The 25,296-nt window shown below is 58.6% G+C and carries 25 protein-coding genes; 12 read left to right on the top strand and 13 right to left on the bottom strand.

Going from position 1 to position 25,296, the window contains the following annotated elements:
* Nucleotides 1-5: 5 nt before the first annotated feature.
* Nucleotides 6-668 carry a two-component system response regulator PmrA gene (pmrA, locus tag C3F38_RS04290; protein WP_019453348.1) on the top strand — a complete coding sequence of 221 codons (663 nt, stop codon included), beginning with the start codon at nt 6-8 and terminating at the stop codon, nt 666-668.
* Complete coding sequence (pmrB, locus tag C3F38_RS04285) at nt 665-1,726, top strand: two-component system sensor histidine kinase PmrB (RefSeq protein WP_047729257.1); 1,062 nt, start codon at nt 665-667, stop codon at nt 1,724-1,726. Before pmrA ends, pmrB begins: the two co-directional genes overlap by 4 nt.
* Before the next feature lie 36 nt (nt 1,727-1,762).
* Here pmrB and cgtA read toward each other — a convergent pair whose 3' ends face one another.
* From cgtA to rplU, 4 genes are all read right to left on the bottom strand, one after another.
* Entirely contained in the window at nt 1,763-2,935 is a 1,173-nt protein-coding gene (gene cgtA, locus C3F38_RS04280) for an Obg family GTPase CgtA (protein WP_004933553.1), read from the bottom strand.
* A 16-nt stretch (nt 2,936-2,951) separates the two neighbouring features.
* Nucleotides 2,952-3,923 carry a DMT family transporter gene (locus tag C3F38_RS04275; protein ID WP_055311901.1) on the bottom strand — a complete coding sequence of 324 codons (972 nt, stop codon included), beginning with the start codon at nt 3,921-3,923 and terminating at the stop codon, nt 2,952-2,954.
* Nucleotides 3,924-4,028: 105 nt separating this feature from the next.
* Entirely contained in the window at nt 4,029-4,286 is a 258-nt protein-coding gene (gene rpmA / locus C3F38_RS04270; protein ID WP_004933559.1) for a 50S ribosomal protein L27, read from the bottom strand.
* Between the two features lie 17 nt (nt 4,287-4,303).
* On the bottom strand, nt 4,304-4,615 hold the full coding sequence (rplU, locus tag C3F38_RS04265) for a 50S ribosomal protein L21 (protein ID WP_004933561.1): 312 nt from the start codon (nt 4,613-4,615) through the stop codon (nt 4,304-4,306).
* Nucleotides 4,616-4,885: 270 nt separating this feature from the next.
* Between rplU and ispB the strand changes: the two genes are divergently transcribed.
* The gene (gene ispB, locus C3F38_RS04260; RefSeq protein ID WP_047729263.1) at nt 4,886-5,857 is read left to right on the top strand and encodes an octaprenyl diphosphate synthase; all 972 of its coding nucleotides are present in this window, start codon (nt 4,886-4,888) and stop codon (nt 5,855-5,857) included.
* 48 nt (nt 5,858-5,905) lie between these two features.
* Here ispB and C3F38_RS04255 read toward each other — a convergent pair whose 3' ends face one another.
* The gene (locus C3F38_RS04255) at nt 5,906-6,262 is read right to left on the bottom strand and encodes a DNA-binding protein (protein WP_038879765.1); all 357 of its coding nucleotides are present in this window, start codon (nt 6,260-6,262) and stop codon (nt 5,906-5,908) included.
* Nucleotides 6,263-6,442: 180 nt separating this feature from the next.
* On the opposite strand from C3F38_RS04255, the gene C3F38_RS04250 reads away from it, so the two are divergent.
* The gene (locus C3F38_RS04250) at nt 6,443-6,703 is read left to right on the top strand and encodes a helix-turn-helix transcriptional regulator (protein ID WP_038879152.1); all 261 of its coding nucleotides are present in this window, start codon (nt 6,443-6,445) and stop codon (nt 6,701-6,703) included.
* Between the two features lie 66 nt (nt 6,704-6,769).
* Here C3F38_RS04250 and mdh read toward each other — a convergent pair whose 3' ends face one another.
* On the bottom strand, nt 6,770-7,708 hold the full coding sequence (gene mdh, locus C3F38_RS04245) for a malate dehydrogenase (protein ID WP_004933569.1): 939 nt from the start codon (nt 7,706-7,708) through the stop codon (nt 6,770-6,772).
* A 464-nt stretch (nt 7,709-8,172) separates the two neighbouring features.
* On the opposite strand from mdh, the gene argR reads away from it, so the two are divergent.
* From argR to yhcN (C3F38_RS04230), 3 genes are all read left to right on the top strand, one after another.
* The gene (gene argR, locus C3F38_RS04240; protein WP_004933572.1) at nt 8,173-8,643 is read left to right on the top strand and encodes a transcriptional regulator ArgR; all 471 of its coding nucleotides are present in this window, start codon (nt 8,173-8,175) and stop codon (nt 8,641-8,643) included.
* Nucleotides 8,644-9,049: 406 nt separating this feature from the next.
* Entirely contained in the window at nt 9,050-9,313 is a 264-nt protein-coding gene (gene yhcN, locus C3F38_RS04235; protein ID WP_038879766.1) for a peroxide/acid stress response protein YhcN, read from the top strand.
* A 120-nt stretch (nt 9,314-9,433) separates the two neighbouring features.
* Nucleotides 9,434-9,697, top strand: a complete 264-nt coding sequence (yhcN, locus tag C3F38_RS04230) for a peroxide/acid stress response protein YhcN (protein WP_004933578.1) — start codon at nt 9,434-9,436, stop codon at nt 9,695-9,697.
* Nucleotides 9,698-9,899: 202 nt separating this feature from the next.
* On the opposite strand, the gene mpl is transcribed toward yhcN (C3F38_RS04230), so the two are convergent.
* Nucleotides 9,900-11,279, bottom strand: a complete 1,380-nt coding sequence (gene mpl, locus C3F38_RS04225) for a UDP-N-acetylmuramate:L-alanyl-gamma-D-glutamyl-meso-diaminopimelate ligase (protein WP_033636810.1) — start codon at nt 11,277-11,279, stop codon at nt 9,900-9,902.
* 169 nt (nt 11,280-11,448) lie between these two features.
* Between mpl and fbp the strand changes: the two genes are divergently transcribed.
* Nucleotides 11,449-12,453: a class 1 fructose-bisphosphatase gene (gene fbp, locus C3F38_RS04220; protein ID WP_004933587.1), complete on the top strand. Its 1,005-nt coding sequence runs from the start codon at nt 11,449-11,451 to the stop codon at nt 12,451-12,453.
* Between the two features lie 45 nt (nt 12,454-12,498).
* Here the strand turns inward: fbp and C3F38_RS04215 are convergent, their stop codons facing one another.
* A complete protein-coding gene (locus tag C3F38_RS04215) occupies nt 12,499-14,052 on the bottom strand; it encodes a methyl-accepting chemotaxis protein (RefSeq protein WP_038879153.1) in 1,554 nt (517 codons plus the stop codon).
* A 260-nt stretch (nt 14,053-14,312) separates the two neighbouring features.
* On the opposite strand from C3F38_RS04215, the gene ppa reads away from it, so the two are divergent.
* Nucleotides 14,313-14,843, top strand: a complete 531-nt coding sequence (gene ppa / locus C3F38_RS04210) for an inorganic diphosphatase (protein ID WP_004933594.1) — start codon at nt 14,313-14,315, stop codon at nt 14,841-14,843.
* A 53-nt stretch (nt 14,844-14,896) separates the two neighbouring features.
* Here ppa and C3F38_RS04205 read toward each other — a convergent pair whose 3' ends face one another.
* Genes C3F38_RS04205 through C3F38_RS04195 form a run of 3 tightly spaced genes read right to left on the bottom strand, consistent with a single transcriptional unit; the run spans nt 14,897 to nt 20,780 of the window.
* Entirely contained in the window at nt 14,897-15,244 is a 348-nt protein-coding gene (locus C3F38_RS04205) for a gamma-glutamylcyclotransferase (RefSeq protein ID WP_033648686.1), read from the bottom strand.
* Nucleotides 15,245-15,246: 2 nt separating this feature from the next.
* Nucleotides 15,247-19,065 (bottom strand): translocation/assembly module TamB domain-containing protein, encoded by a 3,819-nt coding sequence (locus C3F38_RS04200; RefSeq protein WP_055317299.1) that lies wholly within the window; start codon nt 19,063-19,065, stop codon nt 15,247-15,249.
* On the bottom strand, nt 19,062-20,780 hold the full coding sequence (locus C3F38_RS04195) for an autotransporter assembly complex family protein (protein WP_176602345.1): 1,719 nt from the start codon (nt 20,778-20,780) through the stop codon (nt 19,062-19,064). The genes C3F38_RS04200 and C3F38_RS04195 overlap by 4 nt, the downstream gene beginning before the upstream one ends.
* A 305-nt stretch (nt 20,781-21,085) precedes the next feature.
* Here C3F38_RS04195 and msrA point away from each other — a divergent pair, with 305 nt between their 5' ends.
* Both msrA and C3F38_RS04185 read left to right on the top strand, forming a co-directional pair.
* Nucleotides 21,086-21,727, top strand: coding sequence for a peptide-methionine (S)-S-oxide reductase MsrA (gene msrA / locus C3F38_RS04190; protein ID WP_047729272.1), 642 nt, complete (start codon nt 21,086-21,088; stop codon nt 21,725-21,727).
* 180 nt (nt 21,728-21,907) lie between these two features.
* On the top strand, nt 21,908-23,239 hold the full coding sequence (locus tag C3F38_RS04185) for a hemolysin family protein (RefSeq protein WP_038879165.1): 1,332 nt from the start codon (nt 21,908-21,910) through the stop codon (nt 23,237-23,239).
* Nucleotides 23,240-23,306: 67 nt separating this feature from the next.
* On the opposite strand, the gene C3F38_RS04180 is transcribed toward C3F38_RS04185, so the two are convergent.
* Nucleotides 23,307-23,513: a DUF1107 domain-containing protein gene (locus tag C3F38_RS04180; protein WP_019453363.1), complete on the bottom strand. Its 207-nt coding sequence runs from the start codon at nt 23,511-23,513 to the stop codon at nt 23,307-23,309.
* Between the two features lie 330 nt (nt 23,514-23,843).
* On the opposite strand from C3F38_RS04180, the gene C3F38_RS04175 reads away from it, so the two are divergent.
* A complete protein-coding gene (locus C3F38_RS04175) occupies nt 23,844-24,401 on the top strand; it encodes a YtfJ family protein (RefSeq protein ID WP_038879169.1) in 558 nt (185 codons plus the stop codon).
* A gap of 1 nt (nt 24,402) precedes the next feature.
* On the opposite strand, the gene cysQ is transcribed toward C3F38_RS04175, so the two are convergent.
* Nucleotides 24,403-25,143, bottom strand: coding sequence for a 3'(2'),5'-bisphosphate nucleotidase CysQ (cysQ, locus tag C3F38_RS04170; RefSeq protein WP_047730802.1), 741 nt, complete (start codon nt 25,141-25,143; stop codon nt 24,403-24,405).
* Between the last annotated feature and the right edge of the window lie 153 nt (nt 25,144-25,296).

Genomic DNA, 25,296 nt, shown 5'->3' with positions numbered 1-25,296 from the left:
TCGTCATGAAGCTGTTGGTCGTTGAGGATGATGAACTGCTGCAACAGGGGCTGGCGCTGGCGCTGACCGGCGAAGGCTACGTCTGCGACTGTGCCGCAACGGCGGCGGAGGCCAACAGCCTGCTCATCACCAGCCAATACAGCATGGTGATCCTGGATCTCGGCCTGCCGGACATGGACGGCGCCGCGTTGCTGCGGCAATGGCGCCGCCAGCAGATCGATCTGCCGGTGCTGATCCTGACCGCCCGCGACGCCCTGGAAGATCGCGTCGACGGGCTGGACGCCGGCGCCGACGACTACCTGGTCAAACCCTTCGCGCTGGTCGAACTGCAGGCACGCGTGCGCGCCCTCCTGCGGCGCTACCAGGGCCACAGCGACAATCTGATGCAGGTGGATGACCTGCAGCTGAACCTCTCCAGCCAGCAGGTCTACCTGCAGCAGCAGCCGGTGGAGGTTACGCCGAAAGAGTTCGCCATTCTGGCGCGTCTTATCATGCGCGCCGGCCAAACGGTCAACCGTGAACTCCTGCAGCAGGATCTCTACACCTGGCAAGACGATTTGGGCTCCAACACGCTGGAAGTGCATATCCACAACCTGCGCCGCAAGCTGGGCAAGGATCGCATCCGCACCGTGCGCGGCATCGGCTACCGTCTGGAACCTTCTTCATGATCAGCATGCGCCGCCGCCTGCTGCTGATGCTGGCGCTGATCCTGCTGGTCACGCAGCTCATCAGCGCCTTCTGGCTGTGGCACGAAAGCCAGGAACAGATCAGCTTCCTGGTGGACGAAACCTTGTCCGCCAAAGTGCGCAGCGAGCGCGTCGATACCGAGATAGCCGAGGCCATCGCGTCGCTGCTGGCGCCGTCGCTGATCATGATGATCGTCACGCTGCTGGCGTCATTCTGGGCCATCAGCTGGATCACCCGCCCGCTCAACCAATTGCAGCAGCGGCTGGAAAAGCGCTCTGCCGATAACCTGACGCCGCTGCCAATCAACAGCGACAGCCTGGAAATGGTGGCGGTCACCAATGCGCTCAATCAGCTGTTCTCGCGGCTGGACAACACCATCCAGCAGGAACGCCTGTTCACCGCCGACGCGGCCCACGAGCTGCGCACGCCGCTGGCCGGCATTCGCCTGCATCTGGAACTGATGGAGAAACAGGGCGTCAAAGGCAGCCAGGCGCTGATCGCCCGCATCGATCAGCTGATGCACACCGTTGAGCAACTGCTGATGCTGTCGCGCGCCGGGCAAGACTTCGCCAGCGGTCATTACCAGCATTTCGATTGGGTGGCCGATGTGATTCAGCCGCTGCAGGAAGAACTCGGCGAAATGACCGCCCAACGCGCGCAGACGCTGGACTGGCAATTGCCGGCCACCGCTGCGGTGAACGGCGATCCGGTGCTGCTGCGGCTGCTGCTGCGCAACCTGGTCGAAAACGCCCACCGTTACGGCCCGGAAGGCGGCGCGATACAGGTGCGGTTAACGCCGCAGGACAGCGGCTATCTGCTGCAGGTCATCGACGATGGCCCGGGGATCAAGGAAGAGATGGTCGGGGAGCTGACGCAAGCGTTTCGCCGCATGGATCAACGCTACGGCGGCAGCGGGCTGGGCTTGAATATCGTGATCCGCATCGTGCAGTTGCACCAGGGGCGTTTGACGCTGGAAAACCGCCGCGATGCCCGCGGCCTGGACGCCCAGTGCTGGCTGCCGGAAAAGGCGCTCAAATAACAAGGGCCCAGCGTTGCTGAGCCCTTTATCACCGAATTACTTCTGGTAAATGATTTCGACGCCTTCGTCGTCGTCTTCGTCCCAGTCGTCATCCCAGTCATCTTCTGCTTCGGCTTCCACTTCCGCGATTTGCTCGCGGTGGTAGTCATCCCACATGAATTCGACTTTTTCCGGCGCGCTTTCTTCGATCGCCATCGCTTTCGGCTGGGTGTTGATGAAGTTCATTACGTCCCAGCACAGCGCGTTGACGCCTTCGCGATTGGCGGCGGAGATCATGTAGTACTTCCCTTCCCAGCCCATGCCTTCCACAATCGCCTTGGCGCGTTCGGCGGCTTCTTCCTCACCAATCACATCAATTTTGTTGAACACCAGCCAGCGTGGCTTCTGCGCCAGATTTTCGCTGTATTGGTTCAACTCGTTGATGATGACTTTGGCGTTTTCCACCGGATCGGATTCGTCGATCGGCGCGATGTCCACCAGGTGCAGCAGCACGCGGCAGCGCTCCAGGTGTTTAAGGAAGCGAATGCCCAGGCCCGCGCCTTCGGAGGCGCCCTCGATCAGCCCCGGAATGTCGGCGACCACAAAGCTCTGCTCGTGGTCCATACGCACTACACCCAGGCTCGGCACCAGCGTGGTAAACGGATAGTCGGCCACCTTCGGCTTGGCGGCGGACACCGCGCGGATGAAGGTCGATTTGCCGGCGTTCGGCAAGCCCAGCATGCCCACATCGGCCAGCAGCAACAGTTCCAGCAACAGGTCGCGCGCTTCACCGGCGGTACCCAGCGTCTTCTGACGCGGTGCACGGTTGACCGAAGATTTGAAACGGGTGTTGCCCAGGCCATGCCAGCCGCCCTTGGCGACCATCAGCTTTTGCTCGTGGCGGGTCATGTCGCCGAGGATCTCGCCGGTGCCCTGATCCTTCACGCGCGTGCCGACCGGCACCTTGATGATGACGTCTTTACCGCGTTTACCGGTACAGTCGCGGCTCTGGCCATTCTGGCCGCGCTCGGCGCGGAAAGACTTCTCAAAACGGTAGTCGATCAGGGTGTTGAGGTTCTCGTCCGCCAGCAGGTAGACGTCGCCGCCGTCGCCGCCATCACCGCCGTCAGGCCCACCGTTGGGGATATATTTTTCGCGGCGGAAGCTGACGCATCCGTTGCCGCCATCGCCTGCAACGACCAGAATCGCTGCTTCATCTACAAACTTCATTTACCGTCTCCGTAAATCATTCACCGGGCTGCTTCAAAGGAGCAACCAGGGGGGGTTCTGCCCGTCGCGGCCACCACCGGTGACCAATTGCGGAAAACATGGCGCCCGCCACGACCACAAACGCGCCAACATAGCCGACGACATTCAACGTCGGCGCGGCGAATGCCTGGGGCCAGGCCAACGCCAATAAATCTGAAAACAGCAGGGTAAACAGCGGGGTCAGCGTCACCAACGCGCTCACCTGCGCCGCCTGCCAGCGCGCCATCGCCTCTGCCAACGCACCGTAGCCGATCAGCGTGTTGGCGCCGCAAAACAGCAGGCACGCCAATTGCCAGCCGCTAAGCTGGAAAATCACCTCGGGTTTGGCCAGAGGGAACAACGCTATCGCACATAAAGTGTACAACATAACCAGGATCTGCGGCGAAGCCAGCCGTCGCAGCAATACCTTCTGCGCCACGCCGTAGCTCACCCAAACCATCGCCGCACACACGCCCAGCATAACGCCCAGCGTGTAGTCCGTCAGCCGGGTGAAGATTTCTATCAGACTGACGTTGAAAAACAGCATCAACCCGCCGATCAGCATCAGGGCGCCTATGACCTGGGTGATACGCATGCGTTCTTTTAAAATCAGCACGCTGGCGAACATCATGCCCACCGGCGACAGCTGGCCAATCACCTGCGACGCCGTCGGGCTCAGGTATTGCAGCGAGGAGCTGAAGAACACAAAGTTGCCCAGCAGCCCCGCCGTCGCGATCGCCAACAGCAGCAGCCAGCGCGGCTGGCGGAACATCGTCAGCGGCGGCAGCTTGCCGCGCACCGCGAGGATCGCGCCCAAACCGATGGCGGCCATGGTAAAGCGATACCAGACGACGGTAAACGGCTCCATCACCGTCAACACTTCTTTCATCGCGATCGGCAACGCGCCCCAGCAAACCGCCGTGGTTAACGCCAGGGAAATACCAACGCCGACCTGCTGCTTCGTATCCATATCACCTTCGCCAACGCTGAGAGGCCAACCCCCAGGCAGCCCATAAATGTAAAAAGCCCCGCAACGAATTGCGGGGCTTACATCTATTTCGTAAGGCTCGAAAAATTATTCAGCTTCGATGCTGATGAATTTACGATTGCTCGGGCCTTTAACTTCGAATTTGACTTTACCGTCTTTCAAAGCAAACAGAGTGTGGTCTTTGCCGCAACCCACGTTGGTACCAGCGTGGAATTTGGTGCCGCGCTGACGAACGATGATGCTGCCTGCCAGTACTGCTTCGCCGCCAAAGCGTTTTACGCCCAGACGTTTAGCTTCTGAATCGCGACCGTTACGAGTCGAGCCGCCAGCCTTTTTGTGTGCCATTAATCCGCTCTCCTAACTTAAGCGCTGATGCCGGTGATTTTAACGTCAGTGAACCACTGACGGTGGCCCTGCTGCTTACGGTGGTGCTTACGACGACGAAACTTAACAATCTTAATTTTCTCGCCACGACCGTGAGCAACGACTTCAGCTTTGATCTTGCCGCCATCGACGAAAGGAACGCCGATTTTGATATCTTCGCCATTAGCGATCATCAGAATCTGGTCAAACTCAACCGCTTCACCAGTTGCGATGTCCAGCTTTTCCAAGCGAACGGTCTGACCTTCGCTTACTCGGTGTTGTTTACCACCACTTTGGAAAACCGCGTACATATAAAACTCCGCTTTCCGCGTGCCCGACTGTGTTAGTTCAGAGCGCGCTATAAATATTCACAATAGGGCGCGAATTCTACGCAAAAAAGCAGCGCATGACAAGAGCAGAATAAGACCAGAAGGAGAAAAAAGAAGAAAAAAAGCGCAGTTTCTTTCGTGGCGTTTATCTGAACCGTTTTTCAAGTACAATCATAGGGACAGTTACCGCCATGTACCGATGTGAGCAGCGATCTCAACGCGGTGAAGAGAAACACAGCTGAAAAAAACACAATGAACCTAGATCAAATTACCGAGTTAACCGCGCAAGATATGGCGGCCGTGAACGCAACAATTCTCGAACAGCTGAATTCCGATGTCACGCTCATCAATCAGCTTGGCTATTACATTATCAGCGGTGGCGGTAAGCGCATCCGGCCGATGATCGCCGTCTTGGCGGCGCGCGCGTTGGGCTATGAAGGCAACAAGCACGTCACCGTCGCCGCCCTGATCGAATTCATTCATACCGCCACGCTGCTGCATGACGACGTCGTCGACGAATCGGACATGCGCCGCGGCAAAGCCACCGCCAACGCGGCGTTCGGCAACGCCGCCAGCGTGCTGGTCGGCGACTTTATCTATACCCGCGCCTTCCAGATGATGACCAGCCTGGAATCCCTGCGCGTGCTGGCGCTGATGTCGGAGGCGGTCAACGTCATCGCCGAAGGCGAAGTGCTGCAGTTGATGAACGTGCACGATCCCGACATCAGCGAAGAAAGCTATATGCGGGTGATCTACAGCAAAACCGCCCGCCTGTTCGAGGCGGCAGCGCAATCGTCGGCGATCCTGTCCGGTGCCAGCGCCGAACAAGAGCAGGCGCTGCAAGACTATGGCCGCTACCTCGGCACCGCTTTCCAGCTGATCGACGATCTGCTCGACTACAGTGCCGACGGCAGCACCCTGGGCAAAAACACCGGCGACGATCTGAACGAAGGGAAACCGACCCTGCCGCTGCTGCACGCGATGCACAACGGCGACGACGCGCAGCGTGACATGATCCGCGGTGCGATTGAGCAAGGCAATGGCCGTCATCTGTTAGAGCCGGTACTGCAGGCAATGCAACAATGCGGTTCGCTGGAGTACACCCGCAAACGCGCCGAGGAAGAAGCCGACAAGGCGATCGCCGCGCTGCAGGTCTTGCCGGCATCGGAGCACCGTACGGCGCTGGAGGGCCTGGCCCATCTGGCGGTGCAACGCGACTTTTAAGAAATAAATATTTCTTAAAATCCATCAGGCCCGCGTATGCGGGCCTGTCTAGCTATTGCTCTCTTCGTCGATGCGCGCCAACAGGCCGCCGATCCCTTCCCGCATCAGGAAAGCCACCATTTTCTCGCGCTCGCTCTCCGTCAAATGGTAGTAATACTCGATCCAGACCGCCAACGGATCCTGACGCTCTACGTCATATACCGCCCCATCCTCCTTCAGCACCAGCAGGTTACGCACGTTTGAAGGCAGGCTGTCGATATGGTACTCCAACGCTTTTCCCTGCACGCCTTTACGCCTGCGGCTGATCCAGCCTTCGCGCCGGGCCATCAGATTAATTCCCTGTGGTGAGGAAGGTAATCCTGCGATGCCTGTCAGTTCCTTGGCGGCAAACCACTCGTTTTTCATGGCCATCATCTCTGGGCAATAGTGGGCAACGTCATTTTTGGAAATTACTTGGGTATTTTTTTGGAAATTTAATGGTATTCTGATTTCTGAATAAGCGATTCACGTCGTGCAAACGCCTAACCTTGACCCGTTAGTTATACCACTAACGCAACTTTGGCTAATCAGAAAAGGAATGTAAACATGAATTCAAGGAACCCAGATTGGCATCCGGCAGATATCATCGCGGCGCTCCGCAAGCAGGGCACCACGCTGGCGGCAGTGTCGCGCAAGGCCGGATTAAGCTCATCAACGCTGGCCAACGCGCTGTCGCGCCCGTGGCCAAAGGGGGAGTGGCTGATCGCCGAAGCGATAGGCATCCACCCTTCGGAGATCTGGCCAAGCCGCTATTACGATCCGCGCAGCGATTGCCTGCTGGATCGCAAGGCACGCATCAAATCGTGAACGCGGGGCAAAAAAAACCGCCGGAACAGCGTCCGGCGGCGTTTATCGGCTGACTATCGGCAACGATCAGTTATTGATGAACTTCTCGCCCAGCTCGATATCTTTGTGCAGCACGTCCAGCATCTCGTTCAGCGCTTTCTGCTCGAAGGCGCTCAGGGTGCCGATATCTTTGCGCTCTTCAACGCCGTTTTTGCCCAGTACCAGCGGCTGTGCGAAGAAGCGAGCGTATTTGCCGTCGCCTTCAACGTAAGCGCATTCCACTACGCCTTTCTCGCCCTGCAGCGCACGCACCAGAGACAGACCGAAACGTGCGGCCGCCTGGCCCATGGACAGCGTTGCAGACCCGCCGCCGGCTTTGGCTTCCACCACTTCGGTGCCGGCGTTCTGAATGCGTTTAGTCAGATCCGCCACTTCCTGATCGGTGAAGCTCACGCCAGGGATCTGCGACAGCAGAGGCAGGATGGTCACGCCAGAGTGGCCGCCGATGACCGGCACGTTCAGCTCTTCCGGCTGCTTGCCTTTCAGCTCGGCCACGAAGGTGTTGGAACGGATGATATCCAGCGAAGTCACGCCGAACAGTTTGTTCTTGTCGTAAACGCCGGCTTTTTTCAGCACTTCCGCCGCGATGGCGACCGTGGTGTTAACCGGGTTGGTGATGATGCCGATGCAGGCTTTCGGGCAGGTTTTCGCCACTTGCTCAATCAGGTTACGCACGATGCCGGCGTTAACGTTGAACAGGTCAGAACGATCCATGCCCGGCTTACGGGCCACGCCGGCGGAAATCAGCACCACGTCCGCACCGTGCAGAGCCGGGGTCGCGTCTTCGCCGCTGAAGCCTTTGATTTTAACTGCGGTTGGGATGTGGCTTAAGTCGACGGCAACGCCTGGGGTAACGGGGGCAATGTCGTAGAGAGAGAGTTCAGAACCTGAAGGAAGCTGGGTTTTGAGTAGAAGGGCGAGGGCCTGGCCGATACCGCCAGCAGCACCGAGAACTGCAACTTTCATCCTATACTCCTTTATTATCTTAAATATATAAAGCGCCGTGAATGTGTTGGTTACGGACCTTAAGTTATTACACCTTTAAAAACAATAAATTAGCCAATTCTTGCCTGCAGGTGTAATAAAACGGCCGCTGTCGCGCCCATTTTAGATTAAATCGCTTACGCATGAAGGGCATAGCGCACATTAATCAAAAATAGTGCGAGGTTATTCACGAGCAAGTTAACCGGCCGTTACATTACACCCTTACGCAACATCAGAACAACATCATTTTAATAACATTTTATTTACCACCGCAGGCCGATTTTCCGTCGTCAAAAGGGCATATTCATCGCTGCCGGATTTTGTTAAAATGCCGTCCTTTCCTCGCCGCCCGGTCATGTTTATTTTCTTTGGGTCGGCCTTTGTTGCATAAAAATTCATCTATATGCATAATCATGACTTCCACTATCAACATTCCACGGTGCAAAATGCGTAATCCCGCAAAACAGGAAGATCTGATCAAGACGTTCAAAGCGTTATTGAAAGAAGAAAAATTCAGTTCTCAAGGCGAGATCGTTTTGGCGCTGCAAGAAGAAGGCTTCGAAAACATTAACCAATCCAAAGTATCGCGCATGCTGACCAAGTTCGGCGCGGTACGTACGCGCAATGCCAAAATGGAAATGGTGTATTGCCTTCCTGCCGAACTCGGCGTGCCGACCACCACCAGCCCGTTGAAGAATCTGGTGCTGGACGTCGACCATAACGACGCCGTCGTGGTGATCCACACCAGCCCGGGCGCCGCGCAGCTGATCGCTCGCCTGCTCGACTCATTGGGTAAATCCCAGGGCATCCTCGGCACGATTGCCGGCGACGATACGATTTTCGTCACCCCGTCCAACGGCTTTACCGCTCAGAAACTGCATGAAGCTATTTTGGGCGTGTTCGAGCAAGAGCTGTGAAACCTGGCGCTAACAAAGTGCGGCTGCAGCCTGCACTTTGTTAGCGCTTCTTTAACAACCCCCGCGTTACCTTCCCTGCCTTCAACCGCGTTTAACACTGCGTTTTTATCCCTCAGCAACACATTTCCATGACATCTCCATGTAACCAGCAGTACCCACTGTGATCTTCCGCACTTTTGGTCAAAAGCACTTACCTCATTGAAATTACATAAATTTAGCATCAAAAGATCGTTTTATGAGCGTTTTTTATTCCTTATGGTTATAAAAAATAAGGATCATGCGGTTAAAGTTTCACTAGAAACTGTTAGCGGACTATTAATTTTTAGCGTTACTAGCTGTATACTCATTTTCGTGAACTGAATCACAGTTCGTTGGAACTGATAAAAAAATACGATGAGGTGAGATGATGAAAATTAAAACTACCGTTGCAACCCTGAGCGTTCTGTCCATGCTTTCATTTGGTGCATTTGCAGCACAATCTGTTGACGCAACTCAGGCCGCAAAACTGCAGCCGGCCGGTGTGATCACCGTGAGCGGCGTTGCCGCTGCGCCTTCCGACATTCGCCAGGCGCTGTCCGACAAAGCTGACGCCAAAGGGGCGACCGCTTACCGCGTGATCGAAGCCCGCAATGACGGCAACTTCCACGCGACCGCTGAAATCTACAAATAAGTACCGGCATTACCCGGCAACGGGCAATACATCTCTGGAATCAAACGCTGTCGTAACGGCCTTCAAGAATAAAAATCGCTGCCAAGCCCTTCCAGGCTGTTATGACCAAGGATCGCTATCATGAACATGAAAACTACTGTTGCTGCACTCGGCCTGCTGTCTGTCATCTCCTTCGGCGCTTCTGCCGCCCAGCTGGTGACTAACGATCAGACCGCCAACCTGCAATCTATCGGCACCATTACCGTCAGCGGCATCGACGGCGCGCCGACCGACATTCGCCAGGCGTTATCTGAGAAAGCCGACGCGAAAGGCGCGACCGCCTACCGCGTGATCGAAGCGCGTAATGAAGGCAACTACCACGCCACCGCCGAGATTTACAAATAACAACTCTGGGAACGGCTTTGCAGAGCTGATTACCCTCGTCACTGCCACTGCCGAGTTCTGACGCAAACGCCGATTTCCCAGAGACCCTCTCGTCGTCCTATCCGACGAACCCCGTTGCCCTCGCTCGCGAGGGCTTTTTTATGGCGTAAAAGTAAAAAAGGCCGCGAATGCGACCCTTGATGTGACTGATGCAGCTGAGCGATCAGTAGGTGACTTTCGGTTCCTGCTTTTTCGCCAGCGCGTCCAGCAGACGATCGTGAATGCCGCCGAAGCCGCCGTTGCTCATCACCAGAATGTGATCGCCCGGCTGTGCGGTTTTCACCACCATGTCCACCAGCGTGTCGAGATCCGCGCTCCAGTGCGCGGGCTGCACGCAGGCATCCGCCACTTCCGCCACCTGCCACGGAATGTGGTGCGGCTGGAACAGGAACACTTCGTCGGCGCGGCCGAGCGAAGGCGCCAGATCGTTTTTGCTGATGCCCATTTTCATGGTGTTGGAGCGCGGTTCCAGCACCGCCAGAATGCGCGCCGTGCCGCCGACCTTGCCGCGCAACGCGGCCAGAGTGGCGAGGATCGCCGTCGGATGGTGTGCAAAGTCGTCGTAAACCGTGACGCCGTTGGCTTCGCCACGCAGTTCCAGACGGCGGCGGGCGTTGATGAAATCGCCCAACGCGCGGCAGGCGTCCGCCGGCTGTACGCCAACATGACGGGTGGCGGCGATGGCCATCAGGCCGTTATGCATGTTGTGCTCGCCCACCAGCGCCCAGTTCACTTCGCCGACCTGTTCGCCGTCGAGGAACACCGCGTAATGGCTGGCATCCGGCGTCAACTTCTGTGCACGCCAGGTGCCCTCTTCCCCCACCAGCTCCTGCTCGCTCCAGCAGCCCATCGCCATCACCTGCTTCAGGTGGCTGTCGTTGTCCGGCAGGATGATCTTGCCTTTGCCCGGCACCAGGCGCACCAGGTGGTGGAACTGTTTCTGGATGGCTTTCAGATCGTCGAAGATATCGGCGTGATCGAACTCCAGGTTATTCATGATCAGCGTGCGCGGGCTGTAATGCACGAATTTGGAGCGCTTGTCGAAGAACGCGCAGTCATACTCGTCGGCCTCGATCACAAAGAACGGGCTGCCGCCTAGGCGAGCCGAAACGTCGAAGTTGCCGGGCACGCCGCCGATGACGAAGCCGGGCTGGTAGCCGCAGGCCTCGAGGATCCAGGTCGCCATGCCGGCGGTGGTGGTTTTGCCGTGGGTGCCTGCAACCGCCAGTACCCAGCGATCGCGCAACACGGCGTCGTGCAGCCACTGTGGGCCGGAAACGTAAGGGATGCCACGCTCCAGCACCGCCTCCACGCACGGGTTGCCGCGCGTCATGGCGTTGCCGATGATCACCAGATCCGGCGCCGGATCCAGCTGGGCTGGATCATAACCCTGAATAAGATCGATCCCCTGGTTCTCCAGCAGCGTGCTCATCGGCGGATAGACGTTGGCGTCCGAACCGGTGACGTCATGCCCCAGTGAGCGCGCCAGCATCGCCAACCCGCCCATAAAGGTGCCACAGATCCCAAGAATGTGAATGCGCATAGGTTTCTCATGTGAGTGCATCGAATGTCGGCATATTCTAACGCTCAGAATCGTCCAGAAGAAATGGATTTGCCTATGAATGGCGCGCATCTTTGGGCTACACTGCACGCGAAAACGTTGGCGGTTTGTTAACAGGCCGCTATCCATCCGTAGATTCAGGGATTGTGTCATGAAAACGTTAGGCGAATTTATCGTCGAGAAACAGCACGACTTCTCTCACGCCACCGGCGAGCTGACCGCGTTACTTTCTGCAATTAAACTGGGCGCCAAAATCATTCACCGCGACATCAACAAGGCCGGCCTGGTTGATATTCTGGGAACCAGCGGGGTGTCCAACGTACAGGGCGAAGTTCAGATGAAACTGGACCTGTACGCGAACGAAAAACTGAAAGCGGCGTTGAAAGCGCGTGGTGAAGTTGCGGGTATCGCTTCCGAAGAAGAAGATGAAATCGTGATATTCGACGGCGAGCGAGCTGAAAATGCCAAATATGTCGTTTTGATGGATCCGTTGGACGGTTCGTCCAACATCGATGTCAACGTCTCGGTCGGTACGATTTTCTCTATCTACCGTCGCATCACGCCGGTCGGCACGCCGGTGACCGAAGAAGACTTCCTGCAGCCGGGCAGCGCCCAGGTCGCAGCGGGTTATGTGGTTTACGGTTCGTCCACCATGCTGGTGTACACCACCGGTTACGGCGTCCACGCCTTTACTTACGACCCGTCTCTGGGCGTATTCTGCCTCTCCCACGAGAAAGTGCGCTTCCCGGCGAGCGGCAACATGTATTCCATCAACGAAGGCAACTACATCAAGTTCCCTCTCGGCGTGAAGAAATACATCAAGTACTGCCAGGAGCAGGATGAAGCGACGCAGCGCCCTTATACCTCGCGCTACATCGGTTCTCTGGTGGCGGATTTCCACCGCAACCTGCTGAAAGGCGGCATCTACATCTACCCAAGCACCGCCAGCCACCCGCAAGGCAAGCTGCGTCTGCTGTACGAATGCAACCCGATGGCGTTCTTGGCCGAACAGGCCGGCGGTAAGGCCAGCGACGGCAAAAACCGCATTCTGGACATCACGCCGGTGAAACTGCACCAGCGCGCGCCATTCTTCGTCGGCACCAAGTCGATGGTAGAAGACGCAGAACGTTTCATCGCCGAAAACCCGGACGAGTAACGCGTTCTTTGCAAGGGTTCGGCGCCGCGCCGAACCCTTATCGCCTTACAGCTTGAACACCGCCATGCTCTGCGCCAGCAGCTGAGCCTGATCTTCCAGCGAGCGCGTCGCCGCCGCCGACTCTTCCACCAGTGCCGCATTCTGCTGCGCCACCTGATCCATCTGCGCCACCGCCAGGTTCACCTGTTCGATGCCGCTGCTTTGTTCGCGCGTCGCCGCCGAGATCTCACGCATCAGCGCCGTGACCCGGCCCACTTCGCCGGTGATGCCGCTCATGGTCTGCGCCGCCGACTCCACCATCTGCTCGCCTTCCTGCACCCGGTTTTGCGACGCTTCGATCAACCCTTTGATCTCTTTCGCCGACTGGGCGCTGCGCTGCGCCAGATTGCGCACTTCGCCGGCCACCACCGCGAAACCGCGGCCCTGTTCGCCGGCACGCGCCGCCTCTACCGCCGCGTTCAACGCCAGGATATTGGTCTGGAAGGCGATGCCGTCCATCACGCTGATGATGTCGGCGATGCGGCGCGAGCTGTCGGTGATCGCCTGCATCTTGCTCATCACCTGGCTGACCACGTCGCTGCCCTGGTTGGCGATATCGGACACGCTCAGCGCCAGTTGGTTGGCCTGCTCGCAGTTCTCGGCGTTCATTTTCACCGTCGAGGTCAGCTGTTCCATGCTGGCGGCGGTCTCTTCCAGCGAAGCGGCCGATTCTTCGGTGCGCTGCGCCAGGTGCAGGTTGCCGGCCGCCAGTTCGCGTGAACCGGTGTCGATCTGGCTGCTGGCGTCACGCACTTTGCTGACCGAACTGGCCAGCGCCTGCTGCATGCGCTGCATCGCCCGCACCAGGCGGCCCATCTCGGTATCGCCCTCGCCGCGGATCTCATGGGTCAGATCGCCGCCGGCGATGTGTTCCAGCTGCGCGATGGACTCGTCCAGCGGGCGCAGAATGATCACCCGTAGCGCGAACCAGGCCAGCACCGCCAGCAGCACGCTCAGCAGGCCCGCCACCACGATCAGCGAGATCTTGGTGCTGGCGTTGTTTTCCGCGTCATACACCTGCTGCGCGCCAAGCTTCATCGCGAAGCTGCGGAAATCGGTGAGATCCTTTTCGAACGCGATGCTCAGCGCGGAGATGCGCGTTTCCTGAATGTGATAATACTCATCGATCTTGCCGGCCTTGATGGCGGCGGCCATCGGCTTCACGCCCTGCTCCAGATAGGCGCGGTAGCTGTTTTGCAGGCGGTTGGAGAGTTCACGGCCGCGATCGGTCACGGTGCCGACGCCGACAAAGCGCGCCATTTCCTTGTTCGACTGCTCGAGGTAACCGTAGATGCGGCCCACGGTGGCGTCGGAGACATCGACCTGGCCGATCTCCCGTTGGCGCACCGCCAGCGAAGCGGCGGTTCGGGCGCGCAGCGTCAGGTTGGAGCTGTTGGCCAGCGAGCCCAGCTCTTCGCCGAGGATCTGGTTAAGGGTATGGATCGAACGCGATCCTTCGTTAATCGCGTTGACGCCAATAACGCTGACCATGATCAGCAGCATGGTCATCAGGCTCAGCAGGGCGATCAGCCCAGCCTTCACCGTAATCTTTTTTAGCATGAGTTCTTCCCGGCTTCAGAATAGTGAGATCAGACGTAGTAGGGGTGGCAAAACGCGGAGCCAGCTTTGCCGGCTCATTATTGTTTGTTGAAGTTATCGGCAGGCGAAGGCAAAACTTCATGCTGCGGCGGGATTAATCTGGAAATTCTCCGTGCGCCGGCACGCAGGGTTTTCAACGATGAAAAGGGCAGGAAATCGCAAAAGAGTCCGCTATAATAGCCGCCACTCCATTTCTGGTTTGATGATTAAAGGAAACCGACATGAGCTTGAATCTGGTCCCTGCTGGCAAAGACCTGCCGGAAGACATCTACGTAGTAATCGAAATCCCGGCCAACGCCGATCCAATCAAATACGAAATCGACAAAGAAACCGGCGCGCTGTTCGTTGACCGTTTCATGTCCACCGCGATGTTCTACCCGTGTAACTACGGCTACATCAACCACACCCTGTCTCTGGACGGTGACCCGGTTGACGTGCTGGTCCCAACCCCATACCCGCTGCAGCCGGGCTCCGTGATCCGCTGCCGTCCGGTTGGCGTGCTGAAGATGACCGACGAAGCCGGTGAAGACGCCAAGCTGGTTGCGGTACCGCACAGCAAGCTGACCAAAGAGTACGATCACGTGAAAGACGTGAACGACCTGCCGGAACTGCTGAAAGCCCAGATCGCTCACTTCTTCGAGCACTACAAAGATCTGGAAAAAGGCAAATGGGTGAAAGTGGAAGGCTGGGCAGACGCTGCCGCGGCTAAAGCGGAAATCATCGCCTCCTTCGAACGCGCTGCCAAGAAGTAATGCCAGCCGCCGTCCGATGAAAAAACACCGCTCATTGAGCGGTGTTTTTTTTCTTACTGCTCGTCGAGACGCTTCAGCCAGTCGCCGCTGGTAATCCGCGGGTAACCGTCCACGCTGTGTTTGTACAGGTAGATCCACGCACTCCCATAAGGCGTCTGAATCAGCTCGCGCTTATAGTCCTTGGTGTTGCTTTTCAGTTCGTCCAGCTCTGCCAGAATCGATGAGTTAATACGATACACCTCGCAATGTATCGTGCCCTCTCCAGGGATCGCCGCCGGGTAATGGCCCAGATTATAAATCTGATAGCCTTCGAGCTCGTGCTCGCCGAGCCATTGGGCGTTGGTCATCCAATGGCTGTTTCCCTGTTTGCGCCGTAAACTGCCGTAGACAATTATTCGCATCGCTAAAACTCAAACTGATAGAGCAAATCTAATGCCTGGTCGAGACCAGACACCGCTTCAAGATACAACTTAGGCATCAGGCGATAACGCAACGTCAGCGTGGCCAGCGAGTCGAAAATGCCCACCCCATATTTTACTTGTAAGCCTGGGAGGACATAGCCGCTCACGACAACCTGGGAATTGTCGCCAACCCCCTGAGTGTCCAGAGCCAAATTACTCACGCCGAATGCCTCGCCGATTTTACCCACAAGTTGACCACTTTGTGCAACCCCCATGCCGATTAACATCGAGGTCATGGCGTTGCCGTCGGCGCCGGAGCTGCTCAAGCCCTGGCCGCGCAGCAGATAAGACAAGGCTTCCTGCTGCGATTTGGCCGGATCGGAGAACACTTCCAGCTTCGGCGCATCTGCCAGGCCAGTCACCCGCACGCCGGCGGTCACATCGTCCTCGGTGGATTCCGGGTTACGGATCGCCTCGATATTCAGCAGCGGCTGATCCGGCGGGCCGGAGAACATCAGCTGCCCTTTACGCACGATCAAATCCTGACCATAAGCATGGAATCGGCCGGAAGGGATGTCAATCTGGCCGTTGAGGCCCAGCCCTTTCTTGTCCTGTACCACTTTCAAATCGCCCTTCAGGCGGGCCTTGAGGCCGAACGCGTCCAGCCGCACGTCGTTGCCGACGTGGATCATCAGATTGCTGTTGATCGGGATCGACGCGGTCTTAGGTTGAATCGGCTTCAGCTGGTCGTCCAGCATCACCTCGTCGGAAGAGACGCCCACCGCGCTTTCCGGCAGCTCCTGCACCGTGATGCGCGCCCAGGGAATGTCGACCTTACCGTTGAGCGAGAACAGCTGCGGCGTGGCTTCAAACACCAGATCCGGCGACACGTCGATGCGGATCATCGGCGGCACCGTCACCCGCAGCTTGTCGCCCTTGGCGGCAATGCGCGCACGCCAGGCGTTGATATCGCGCCAGTCGGCATCGCCCGCCAGATTCAGCTGGCCGCGCGTGGTGCTGAGCAACCCTTCCAGCGTCGAGGTCATGCCGTTGAAATTCACCGCCAGCCGCGCGTCGGTCATGTCGAACGGCATCCAGTGCCCCTGCACCTTCGCCCGATCCAACGCCAAGCGCCCGAACACCAGCGGCTTCTGCGCGCTGCCGCCCAGGCGCAGGTTGGCGTTCAGCATGCCCGCCGCGCTTTCGCCCTTCATCAGCGCCGGGTTGATCAGCGCCAGCGAGATGTTGGTGATATTGACGTTGCCGCTGATGGTGCGCCGCACCTGCGGATCCGCCACCTGGATATTGCCGTCAAACTGGCCGTTGTTGGTCAGTTTGATCCGCCAGTCGGCCTGCGCGCGGCCGTTATTCAGGCCGGCGTTGAGGGTCAGCGTATCGAAGGCGATCGGCAGCGCGTTGCCCTGCACCTGCTGCACCACCTTGACGCCGTTGCCGGCCAGCGTGACTTTCGCCTCCGGCAGCGCGCCGCCCGGCTTCCAGTTGACGTCAGCCCGGCCGGTGAACACGCCGCTCAGGGCGGTGTCCGGGCCGAGGAACGGCTTGATCATCGCCAGGTCGAACCGGTTGAGCACCACGCTGGCCTGGCCGCTCTGGCCGGCTTCAATGGTCTTAGGCACGCACAGCTCGGCGTTCGGGTTCTGCCAACAGTGCGGCCCGACGCTGATTTTCTGCTCGGTGTTCAGGTAGTCCAGCGCGATGGCGCGCGTCAGGCGCCATTCCCCGACCGGCGTATCGAAACGGGTGTTGTTCAGATTGCCGCGCCAGCGCTGCTGCTGACGATCGAAGCTGCCCTGCAGGGCCAGCTGGCCGGAGACCGGCTTGCCGTCAATCTTCAGCTGCAGCTGGTGCTGCTTCTCGCTGCCTTTGGCGTCGAGGGTCAGCAGGCTGACCTCCAGCGCATCCTGCTTCAGCTGTTCGACGCGTACCGCCAACTGCCCCTGGATCTGATCCGTGGAGCGCACGTCGCCATCGATCTTCACGCGGTTGATGCGCAGCGCCTGCCACTGCAAGCCGGAAGCGGTCAAATCCGCCAGCAGCTGCGGCGCCTGCAGATTGCCGCGCAGCTTCAGCATCCCTTTGGCGGTGCCCCCCAGACCCGGCAGCGCGCCGTCCAAACGCGGCGCGTCGATGTTGGCGTCCAGGTTCCAGCTCTTCTCGTCCAGCTGCCCTTTGACGTTCAGCTGGTTGCGCCCCAGCGCCAGATCGATGCCGGGGATTTTCCACTGCCCGGCGGCGTTACCGCTCAGCGTGCCGCGCGCCGTGACCTTATTCTGCTTCACGTTGCCGTCCAGCTGTAGCACCGGCACCTGCAGCTGCCAGCTGCCGCCGTGCAGGCTGCCGCGCGTGGTGATCTTGCCATCCAGCTTCGCCGGCCATTCCGGCCACTGCTTGGCGGTATTGATGCCGCTCAGCGTCAATTGCGAGGTCCAGCTGATGGCCTTGCTCCAGTCCACCAGCGCGGTAAGATCGGTATTGCCCTGCAGCGCCGCCAGCCGCAGGCGCTCCAGCTTGAACTGCTCGACGTTGCCTTTGCCGTCCAGCGTCAGCACCGCCGGCGGCAGATCCTGGCCTTTCAGATTGGCGCGCGTCGACAGCGCGTAGTCGGTCGCCTTGCCGTTAAAGCGCAGGCGGAAATCGTTGACCTGATACTGCGCCTCGCCGCTCAGCGGCCATTTCAACTGCTTGCTCTGCAACGTCAGCGCCAGCGGCAGGCCGGCTTCGGCCAGCCGGGTTTGCACATCGAGCTGGGCGCCGACCGGGCCGGACAGGTTCAGCGCCACGTTCAGCTCGTCACGCAGCCCACCGCCGATGTTCAGCTTCACCTTCTCACCTTTCAGCGGTTCGATATTCAGCGCGCTGTTGGCGGTCAGGGCCACCGGCCAGTCGCCGGTCAGGGTTGCCTGCCCCTGCACCGACAGCGTGCCCTGCGGCGACTTCACGTCGAAGTTGTCCAGCTGGATATGCTGATCCTGCGTGCTGGCCTGCAGTAACAGGCTCGTGATTAGTACGTCGGTATCGCCGGTCAAGCGCAGCTGCTCGCCGCGGATCTCTTTGACGGTGATATCCAGCGGCAGGCGGATGTCCGGCAGATCCGGCAACAGCGGTTTGGCGAACAGTTCTTTCAGCGTTTCGCCCAGCGGCTTCTCTTCCGGCTGAGGTGCCGGCTTCGCCGCGTCGGTAACCTGCTCGCCGACCTTTTTCGCCACCTCGACCGCCGGCTGCACCGCTTCCGGCAGCGGGTTTTGCGGGGTTTTCGGCAAGGCGATCAGCAGCGATCCGATCTTGGTCGGCATCAACGTCAGCGCGCGCTCTTGCCACTGCGCGCCGGTGCGGAACTCGGCCAGAGAGATGGCGGTGTCGTCGACGGTGACCTTGACGTTGTTCAACGCCAACAGGCGCAGCGTGATGGGGTAAGGCGTGCTGAGATTGGTGGTCGGCTCACTGCTCTCCTCCACCGGCGCGGAAGGTGCCATCTCTTTGGTGTTCACCGCCACGTCCACATCCTGGGCGGACAAGGCATTGACGCACAGCGAGCTGCGTTTAAAGCAGGACAGGTCAAGTGAGAGATGGAACTGCCCGGCGTTGACCGTCACGCCCGGCATCTGATATTTCACGCCCTTCAGCGTCAGATCGCGCCAGCCGCCGCTGACGCCGGCGATCTCCAGCCCCGGCACCCAGCGCGCCGCGCCGTTGATGACCATATGCAAACCGGTGGTGGTGCCTATCAGGAAGGCCAGGCCGCCGATCAGCAACAGCAGAACGACCAGAAATCCGAGACAAATCTTTTTAACCAGGCTCATAGTTCAGGCCCCAAACCGATGTAGAACTGCATCCCGTGGGTGTCCTTGTCTCCCACAGGCGCGGCGATATCCAGCTTCACCGGCCCCACCGGCGACTGCCAGCGCACGCCTACGCCGGCGCCGGTCTTGAAGTTGCTTTTCTTGATATCGTTCACCGCTTCACCGGAGTCAACGAACATCGCCCCCCACCATTTGCCGGTCACGTTGTACTGGTACTCCAGCGAGCCGGTCAGCATCTTGGAGGCGCCGGTCAGCTTGCCGTCGTCATCGCGCGGCGAAATGTCTTTGTACTTGTAGCCGCGAATACTGCGGTCACCGCCGGCGAAGAAGCGCAGATCCGGCGGCACCTTGTCGAAATCGTTGGTTTCGATCCAGCCCACCTGGCCGCGCGCCACGAAACGGTGCTTGTCGGCCAGTGTGCGGATCCACACGTTCTGCGCCTGCATTAGCGCGAAGTCCACGCCGGAACCCCAAGTGGTGTCGGACACGTCGATAGAGTAGCGCTGGCTGTCGCCCCAGGTCGGCATCAGGCCACCGCGCGAGCGGGTGCGGTTGAAGCTGACGCCGGGATACAGCAGCATGGTGGTGTTGCTGACGCTACCCTGGGTAAAGTTATCCCAGCGCCAGGTCAGGTTGATCGCCCGCTGCCAGCCGCTGGAGAGATCCCAGTTGCGCGAGGCCACCACTTTGGAGGTGACGGACTTGGTGTCGTTAAGATTGACGTTCTTGAGGCCGCCCCGCAGCAGGTAATACTGCTCCAGCGGGTTCTTGAGCAGCGGGATCTTGTAGGTCAGATCCAGCTGCTGCTCCGGCGCCGACACGCTGGCGCTGGTTTCCAGGCTATGCCCGCGATCGTTGAGCCAGGGCTTTTTCCAGGTGCCTTTCACCCGCGGGCCGACGTCGGTGGAGTAACCGATACCGGTCTCGACGGTGTTGCGCGTGCGCGGCGTCACCAGCGCGTCCAACGGCAAAATCTTGTTCTCTTTGGCATCATTGAAATCAGGGGATACCACCACCGAGTTGAACCAGTTGGTGGCGGACAAACGGCGGTTCAGCTCGGCCAAATCCTCCGAACTGTAGTAATCCCCCTGATGAAAGGGCACCAGATTTTGCAGATAGTCTTCGCGGATTTGCGAGCCGGTGAATTTAACCTTGCCGAAGCGGTAACGTTCGCCGCTGTTGAAATCGATATCCCAAAACGCCTTGTGCAAATCTTCGGCCACGCCGAGCTGGCTTTTGGTCATATCGGCATCGAAATAGCCTTTGCGCAGCGCCAGGCCGGTGAGCGAGCCTTTGAAACTGTCATACTTGCCGTGGTTGAGGATCTCGCCGATGGTCGGCCGGTCCTTCTTTACCAGCGCCAGGTAGTCCTCATCGGTCTTCGCGCCGCCTTCCAGCACGATGTTGGCGCCGGCGATACGCACCGGTTCGCCCGGATTGACCTTGGCATGCAGCACCGGGCGCGACATCCCCGGCCGATCGTCCAGCGTAAATTCGATGGTCGGCTGGTAATAGCCGAGCGCGCGCAGCCCCTGGCGCACCGCCTCATCCACCCGTGCGCGGAAGCGACCGTCGGTGCCGACCTCTTCAGGCGTGATCGACGACAGGCGCACCCGAACGTTTTTTTCCAACTCTCCGCTTAACCCTTCCACCTGCAACCGCACGTTCGCTGCGTAGGCTGCAGGTGCCGCAAGCAACACAGCTATCAAGCACATGACCGGGTACTTTGGCACGTGTTCTCCTTATTGATTTTACTTTCCTGTTATGGTGTTCGCTCCGGGGCCAGGGCAGACTCCGTGCTATCATGACGGCAGCCCTCTTCAGCCTTGTTCCGGACGCCGCCCGCCGCGCTTTGCCACCGCCGCGCAACAGGCGAATTCTTCACTTTTGGCGCTCAAAATACTGCGTTAAGCTTATACATAAACCCAACTTGCCACTTATTGTGGGCAAAGACGCGGTGAGATACAACCGAACCGCCCCCATGTAGGGTCAATTCTTACTGTGACAACAGGAGTCAACCGTGGTGCCATTTTTTGATAAATCACAAACCGTCGATAAGGCAAGCGCGCTGCCTGGCCGCACCACGCCAATGCCTGTCGCAACGCTCAACGTGGTCACCGAACACTCGATGACCCAGGTGCCGGCAGGCATGGAGGTGGCGATCTTCGCCATGGGCTGTTTCTGGGGCGTCGAGCGCCTGTTCTGGCAGCAGCCGGGCGTCTACAGCACCGCCGCCGGCTACAGCGGCGGCTATACGCCAAACCCGACCTACCGCGAAGTGTGCAGCGGCCAGACCGGCCACGCCGAAGTGGTGCGCGTGGTGTTCGATCCGCAGGTCATCAGCTACAAACAGCTGCTGCAGGTATTCTGGGAAAATCACGATCCGGCGCAGGGCATGCGCCAGGGCGGCGACGTCGGCACCCAGTACCGCTCGGCGATTTACACGCTGAGCCCGGAGCAGCAGGCCGAGGCGGAAAGCAGCCTGCAGCGCTTCCAGCAGGCGATGGACGCAGCGGGCGACAAGCGCGTCATCACTACCGAGATCGCGCCGGCGCTGCCGTTCTATTACGCGGAAGACGATCATCAGCAGTACCTGTTCAAAAACCCGGAAGGCTACTGCGGGCTGGGCGGCATCGGCGTTTGCCTGCCGCCGCAGGGCTGATCCGATGCCGGCCGGCGGCACTTTTTTAACCGCTGGCGGCCCCTGTGGGGCAACTGCTATACTATGCGGGCCGCTTCTGCGGCCCGATAGCTTCCCTTCTGGTTGTTATCGCTGCTTTTTTTACTATGTACTACCCTTCCTCAAGAGCGCCGGCATCCCGTCGGCACGTATGGATAGATTATGTTAAACAGTATTTTACTGATTCTTTTTCTGATCGCGGTGAGTGCGTTTTTCTCACTGTCGGAAATCTCTCTGGCCGCCTCGCGCAAGATCAAACTGAAGCTGATGGCAGACGAAGGCAACGTCAACGCAGCCAGAGTGCTTAAACTGCAAGAAACCCCGGGCATCTTCTTCACCGTGGTGCAGATCGGCCTGAACGCCGTGGCCATCCTCGGCGGTATCGTCGGCGACGCGGCGTTTTCCGGCACCTTCCAACAATTCTTCATTAAATTCCTGTCGCCCGAACTGGCGGAACAGGTCAGCTTCATCTGCTCCTTCGTGCTGGTGACCAGCCTGTTTATCCTGTTCGCCGATTTGACCCCGAAGCGCATCGGTATGATTGCACCAGAGACGGTCGCCGTCCGGATCATCAACCCGATGCGTTTCTCCATCATGATCTTCCGCCCGCTGGTGTGGTTCTTCAACGGCATGGCCAACCTGATCTTCCGCATGTTCAAGCTGCCGATGGTGCGTAAGGACGACATTACCTCCGACGACATCTACGCGGTGGTGGAAGCCGGTGCCCTGGCGGGCGTGCTGCGCAAGCAGGAACATGAGCTGATTGAAAACGTGTTCGAACTGGAATCGCGCACCGTGCCGTCTTCGATGACCTCGCGCGAAAGCGTGGTGTACTTCGACCTGCGCGAAAGCGAAGAGAGCATCAAGGAGAAGGTCTCGACCCATCCGCACTCCAAGTTCCTGGTGTGCGACGGCCATATCGATCAGGTGGTCGGCTACGTCGATTCCAAAGACCTGCTGAACCGCGTGCTGGGTAACCAGAGCCTGGTGCTGAGCAGCGGCGTGCAGATCCGTTCGGCGCTGATCGTGCCGGATACGCTGACGCTGTCCGAAGCGTTGGAAAGCTTCAAGACCGCCGGCGAAGACTTCGCGGTGATCCTCAATGAATATGCGTTGGTGGTAGGCATCATCACCCTTAACGACGTGATGACCACGCTGATGGGCGATCTGGTTGGCCAAGGCCAGGAAGAGCAGATCGTGGCGCGCGACGAAAGCTCATGGCTGATTGAGGGCGGCACGCCGATCGACGACGTGATGCGCGTGCTGGACATCGACGAGTTCCCGCAGGCGGGCAACTACGAGACCATCGGCGGCTTTATGATGTATATGCTGCGCAAGATCCCGAAACGCACCGACTTTGTCAAATACGCCGGCTACAAGTTCGAAGTGGTGGATATCGACAGCTACAAGATAGACCAGCTGCTGGTCACCCGGCTGAGCGACAAACCGGCGGCGGTACTGCCGAAAGCCCCGGAAGACACCCCGGCGGCTTGACGCCAGCCGGCAAAAACATCAGCGGCCCCATCGGGGCCGCATTTTTTTATCGCTGTCAGCGTAGTGTTCAGCCAAACTCGGCCTGCAACAGCAGCACCTGGCGGTTCACTTCAGACATCACGCTGAAATGGCGCTTGTCACGAATCTTCGGCGGCAGGATTTTCCCCTCGTCGAATTCAAATGCGCCCACGTCCTTGATATACAGCCTTCCGCGAAACAGGGTCTTAACGTACTTTGCCACTTTCAAAGGGTTATAACGCTGGAAGATTCTCATTCTTTTACGCTCCTCCCGTTGATCCATGCGCTCAGCGAGCCGCCAAAGGTGGCAGCCTCGAAATTCAGAACGCAACTTGATTGCATGTAGTAGACCCAGTAAAGACCAGAACGTTCACTTCTGCCCGGTGATCTACGCTGGATTTACACTTTTTGACAGAATTGTATATGATAATTTATAACGTTTTCAGTATATCCCTTCAAAATCTGATGATTAGCGAACCAAGGGAAAATCTGCGATCCGGTTAACAGGACAGACCTCTTATCACATCCTATGCTTTAGGCTGTCGAAGTGCTGTCGCACAAATTCCACTCATTACAAGGAGAAAGCATGAAAACAAGTCGCATGCTGATGGTATCCCTGCTGCTCGCCCCGCTTTTCGCTTCCGCGCACAACTTCCAGCTCCAGCAGCGCGTGTCGCCGGTCGGCGTCAGTGACAAAGGAGAGCTCAATTACGCTGACGGTAATTTTAGCTACCAGAACTGGAACAGCGCGCAGCTCAGTGGAAAAGTGCGAGTGATACAACATATTGCCGGCCGCAGCTCCGCCAAAGACATGAACGACCCACTGATTGAAGCGATCAAGAAGGCGAAGCTACCACACGATCGTTACCAAACGACGACAATCGTCAACACCGACGATGCCCTGATGGGCACCGCGATGTTCGTGCGCAGCAGCATTGAGGACAGCAAGAAGGAGTTCCCGTGGTCGCAGTTTATCGTCGACAGCGACGGCAACGTGCGCAAGGCCTGGGATCTGCAGCCGAAAGGCTCAGCTATTGTGGTGCTGGATAAGCAAGGGCGCATTCAGTTCGCCAAAGACGGCGCGCTGACGCCGGAAGAGGTGCAGCAGGTAATGTCCAAGCTGCACCAGCTGTTGGCGAACTAACTCAGAACAGCGACACCCGGAAGCCGGGGTTGAGGAAAGATTCACGCGGGGTATAGAGCAACGGCTTGCCCTGCCAATCGTGAATTTGCGCCCCGGCAGCCACCGCCACCGCATGCCCTGCGGCGGTATCCCAAATGTTGGTCGGCCCGAAGCGCGGATAGAGCTGCGCCTTGCCTTCCGCCACCAGGCAGAACTTCAGTGAGGAGCCGACGGACACGGTCTGGTGCTCACCCAGCTGCTGCAAATAGTCTTTCAGTTCGTCGTCGATATGCGAGCGGCTCACCACCACCAGCGGCGGATGCGCGTTGCTGACGCCGATCGCCTGCCGCACGCCCTTCTCTTCTTTCCAGGCCTTGCCGCGCTCCGCCAGATACAGCACGTCGATCGCCGGGGCGTACACCACCCCCATCACCGCCTGCCCGTCTTCAATCAGGGCGATATTGACCGTGAACTCACCGTTGCGGTGCAAGAACTCTTTGGTGCCGTCCAACGGATCGACCAGCCAGTAACGCGTCCAGTTGCGGCGCTCTTCCCACGCCGGCGGATCTTCTTCCGACAGCAGCGGCACCTCGGGCGTCAGCGCCGCCAGGCCGCGCTTGATGATGTGATGTGCCGCCAGATCGGCCGCCGTCACCGGTGAATCATCGTTCTTCTGTGCGACATCAAGCGGTTGTTCACCGTCGTACACCGCCATGATCGCCGCCCCCGCCTCGCGGGACAGTTGGCAAATTCGCTCTAACATCATGCACCTCAACTCTGCATCTCCGTGGGAAATTTCCCCCTGTCTCTGCTAGCAGACTAGTTTTTTTTACGCCGAATATCCATCTCAACCGGCTAACCCCCAGGAATTCATCAGATCTTGTTGGGCACAACTGTGAACTTCCCCGCGTTACCT

It is taken from the genome of Serratia sp. SSNIH1, from assembly GCF_002935055.1.
GTDB classification, from domain to species: Bacteria; Pseudomonadota; Gammaproteobacteria; order Enterobacterales; family Enterobacteriaceae; genus Serratia; species Serratia nevei.
Note: the sequence above shows the minus strand (reverse complement) of the source record. Positions and strands in the feature narration are given on the sequence as shown.

Bases quoted from the DNA above. Each gene is read 5' to 3' on its own strand.
- pmrA (WP_019453348.1), top strand. From the start codon at position 6: ATGAAGCTGTTGGTCGTTGAGGATGATGAACTGCTGCAACAGGGGCTG.
- pmrB (WP_047729257.1), top strand. From the start codon at position 665: ATGATCAGCATGCGCCGCCGCCTGCTGCTGATGCTGGCGCTGATCCTG.
- cgtA (WP_004933553.1), bottom strand. From the start codon at position 2,935: ATGAAGTTTGTAGATGAAGCAGCGATTCTGGTCGTTGCAGGCGATGGC.
- C3F38_RS04275 (WP_055311901.1), bottom strand. From the start codon at position 3,923: ATGGATACGAAGCAGCAGGTCGGCGTTGGTATTTCCCTGGCGTTAACC.
- rpmA (WP_004933559.1), bottom strand. From the start codon at position 4,286: ATGGCACACAAAAAGGCTGGCGGCTCGACTCGTAACGGTCGCGATTCA.
- rplU (WP_004933561.1), bottom strand. From the start codon at position 4,615: ATGTACGCGGTTTTCCAAAGTGGTGGTAAACAACACCGAGTAAGCGAA.
- ispB (WP_047729263.1), top strand. From the start codon at position 4,886: ATGAACCTAGATCAAATTACCGAGTTAACCGCGCAAGATATGGCGGCC.
- C3F38_RS04255 (WP_038879765.1), bottom strand. From the start codon at position 6,262: ATGAAAAACGAGTGGTTTGCCGCCAAGGAACTGACAGGCATCGCAGGA.
- C3F38_RS04250 (WP_038879152.1), top strand. From the start codon at position 6,443: ATGAATTCAAGGAACCCAGATTGGCATCCGGCAGATATCATCGCGGCG.
- mdh (WP_004933569.1), bottom strand. From the start codon at position 7,708: ATGAAAGTTGCAGTTCTCGGTGCTGCTGGCGGTATCGGCCAGGCCCTC.
- argR (WP_004933572.1), top strand. From the start codon at position 8,173: ATGCGTAATCCCGCAAAACAGGAAGATCTGATCAAGACGTTCAAAGCG.
- yhcN (WP_038879766.1), top strand. From the start codon at position 9,050: ATGAAAATTAAAACTACCGTTGCAACCCTGAGCGTTCTGTCCATGCTT.
- yhcN (WP_004933578.1), top strand. From the start codon at position 9,434: ATGAACATGAAAACTACTGTTGCTGCACTCGGCCTGCTGTCTGTCATC.
- mpl (WP_033636810.1), bottom strand. From the start codon at position 11,279: ATGCGCATTCACATTCTTGGGATCTGTGGCACCTTTATGGGCGGGTTG.
- fbp (WP_004933587.1), top strand. From the start codon at position 11,449: ATGAAAACGTTAGGCGAATTTATCGTCGAGAAACAGCACGACTTCTCT.
- C3F38_RS04215 (WP_038879153.1), bottom strand. From the start codon at position 14,052: ATGCTAAAAAAGATTACGGTGAAGGCTGGGCTGATCGCCCTGCTGAGC.
- ppa (WP_004933594.1), top strand. From the start codon at position 14,313: ATGAGCTTGAATCTGGTCCCTGCTGGCAAAGACCTGCCGGAAGACATC.
- C3F38_RS04205 (WP_033648686.1), bottom strand. From the start codon at position 15,244: ATGCGAATAATTGTCTACGGCAGTTTACGGCGCAAACAGGGAAACAGC.
- C3F38_RS04200 (WP_055317299.1), bottom strand. From the start codon at position 19,065: ATGAGCCTGGTTAAAAAGATTTGTCTCGGATTTCTGGTCGTTCTGCTG.
- C3F38_RS04195 (WP_176602345.1), bottom strand. From the start codon at position 20,780: ATGTGCTTGATAGCTGTGTTGCTTGCGGCACCTGCAGCCTACGCAGCG.
- C3F38_RS04185 (WP_038879165.1), top strand. From the start codon at position 21,908: ATGTTAAACAGTATTTTACTGATTCTTTTTCTGATCGCGGTGAGTGCG.
- C3F38_RS04180 (WP_019453363.1), bottom strand. From the start codon at position 23,513: ATGAGAATCTTCCAGCGTTATAACCCTTTGAAAGTGGCAAAGTACGTT.
- C3F38_RS04175 (WP_038879169.1), top strand. From the start codon at position 23,844: ATGAAAACAAGTCGCATGCTGATGGTATCCCTGCTGCTCGCCCCGCTT.
- cysQ (WP_047730802.1), bottom strand. From the start codon at position 25,143: ATGTTAGAGCGAATTTGCCAACTGTCCCGCGAGGCGGGGGCGGCGATC.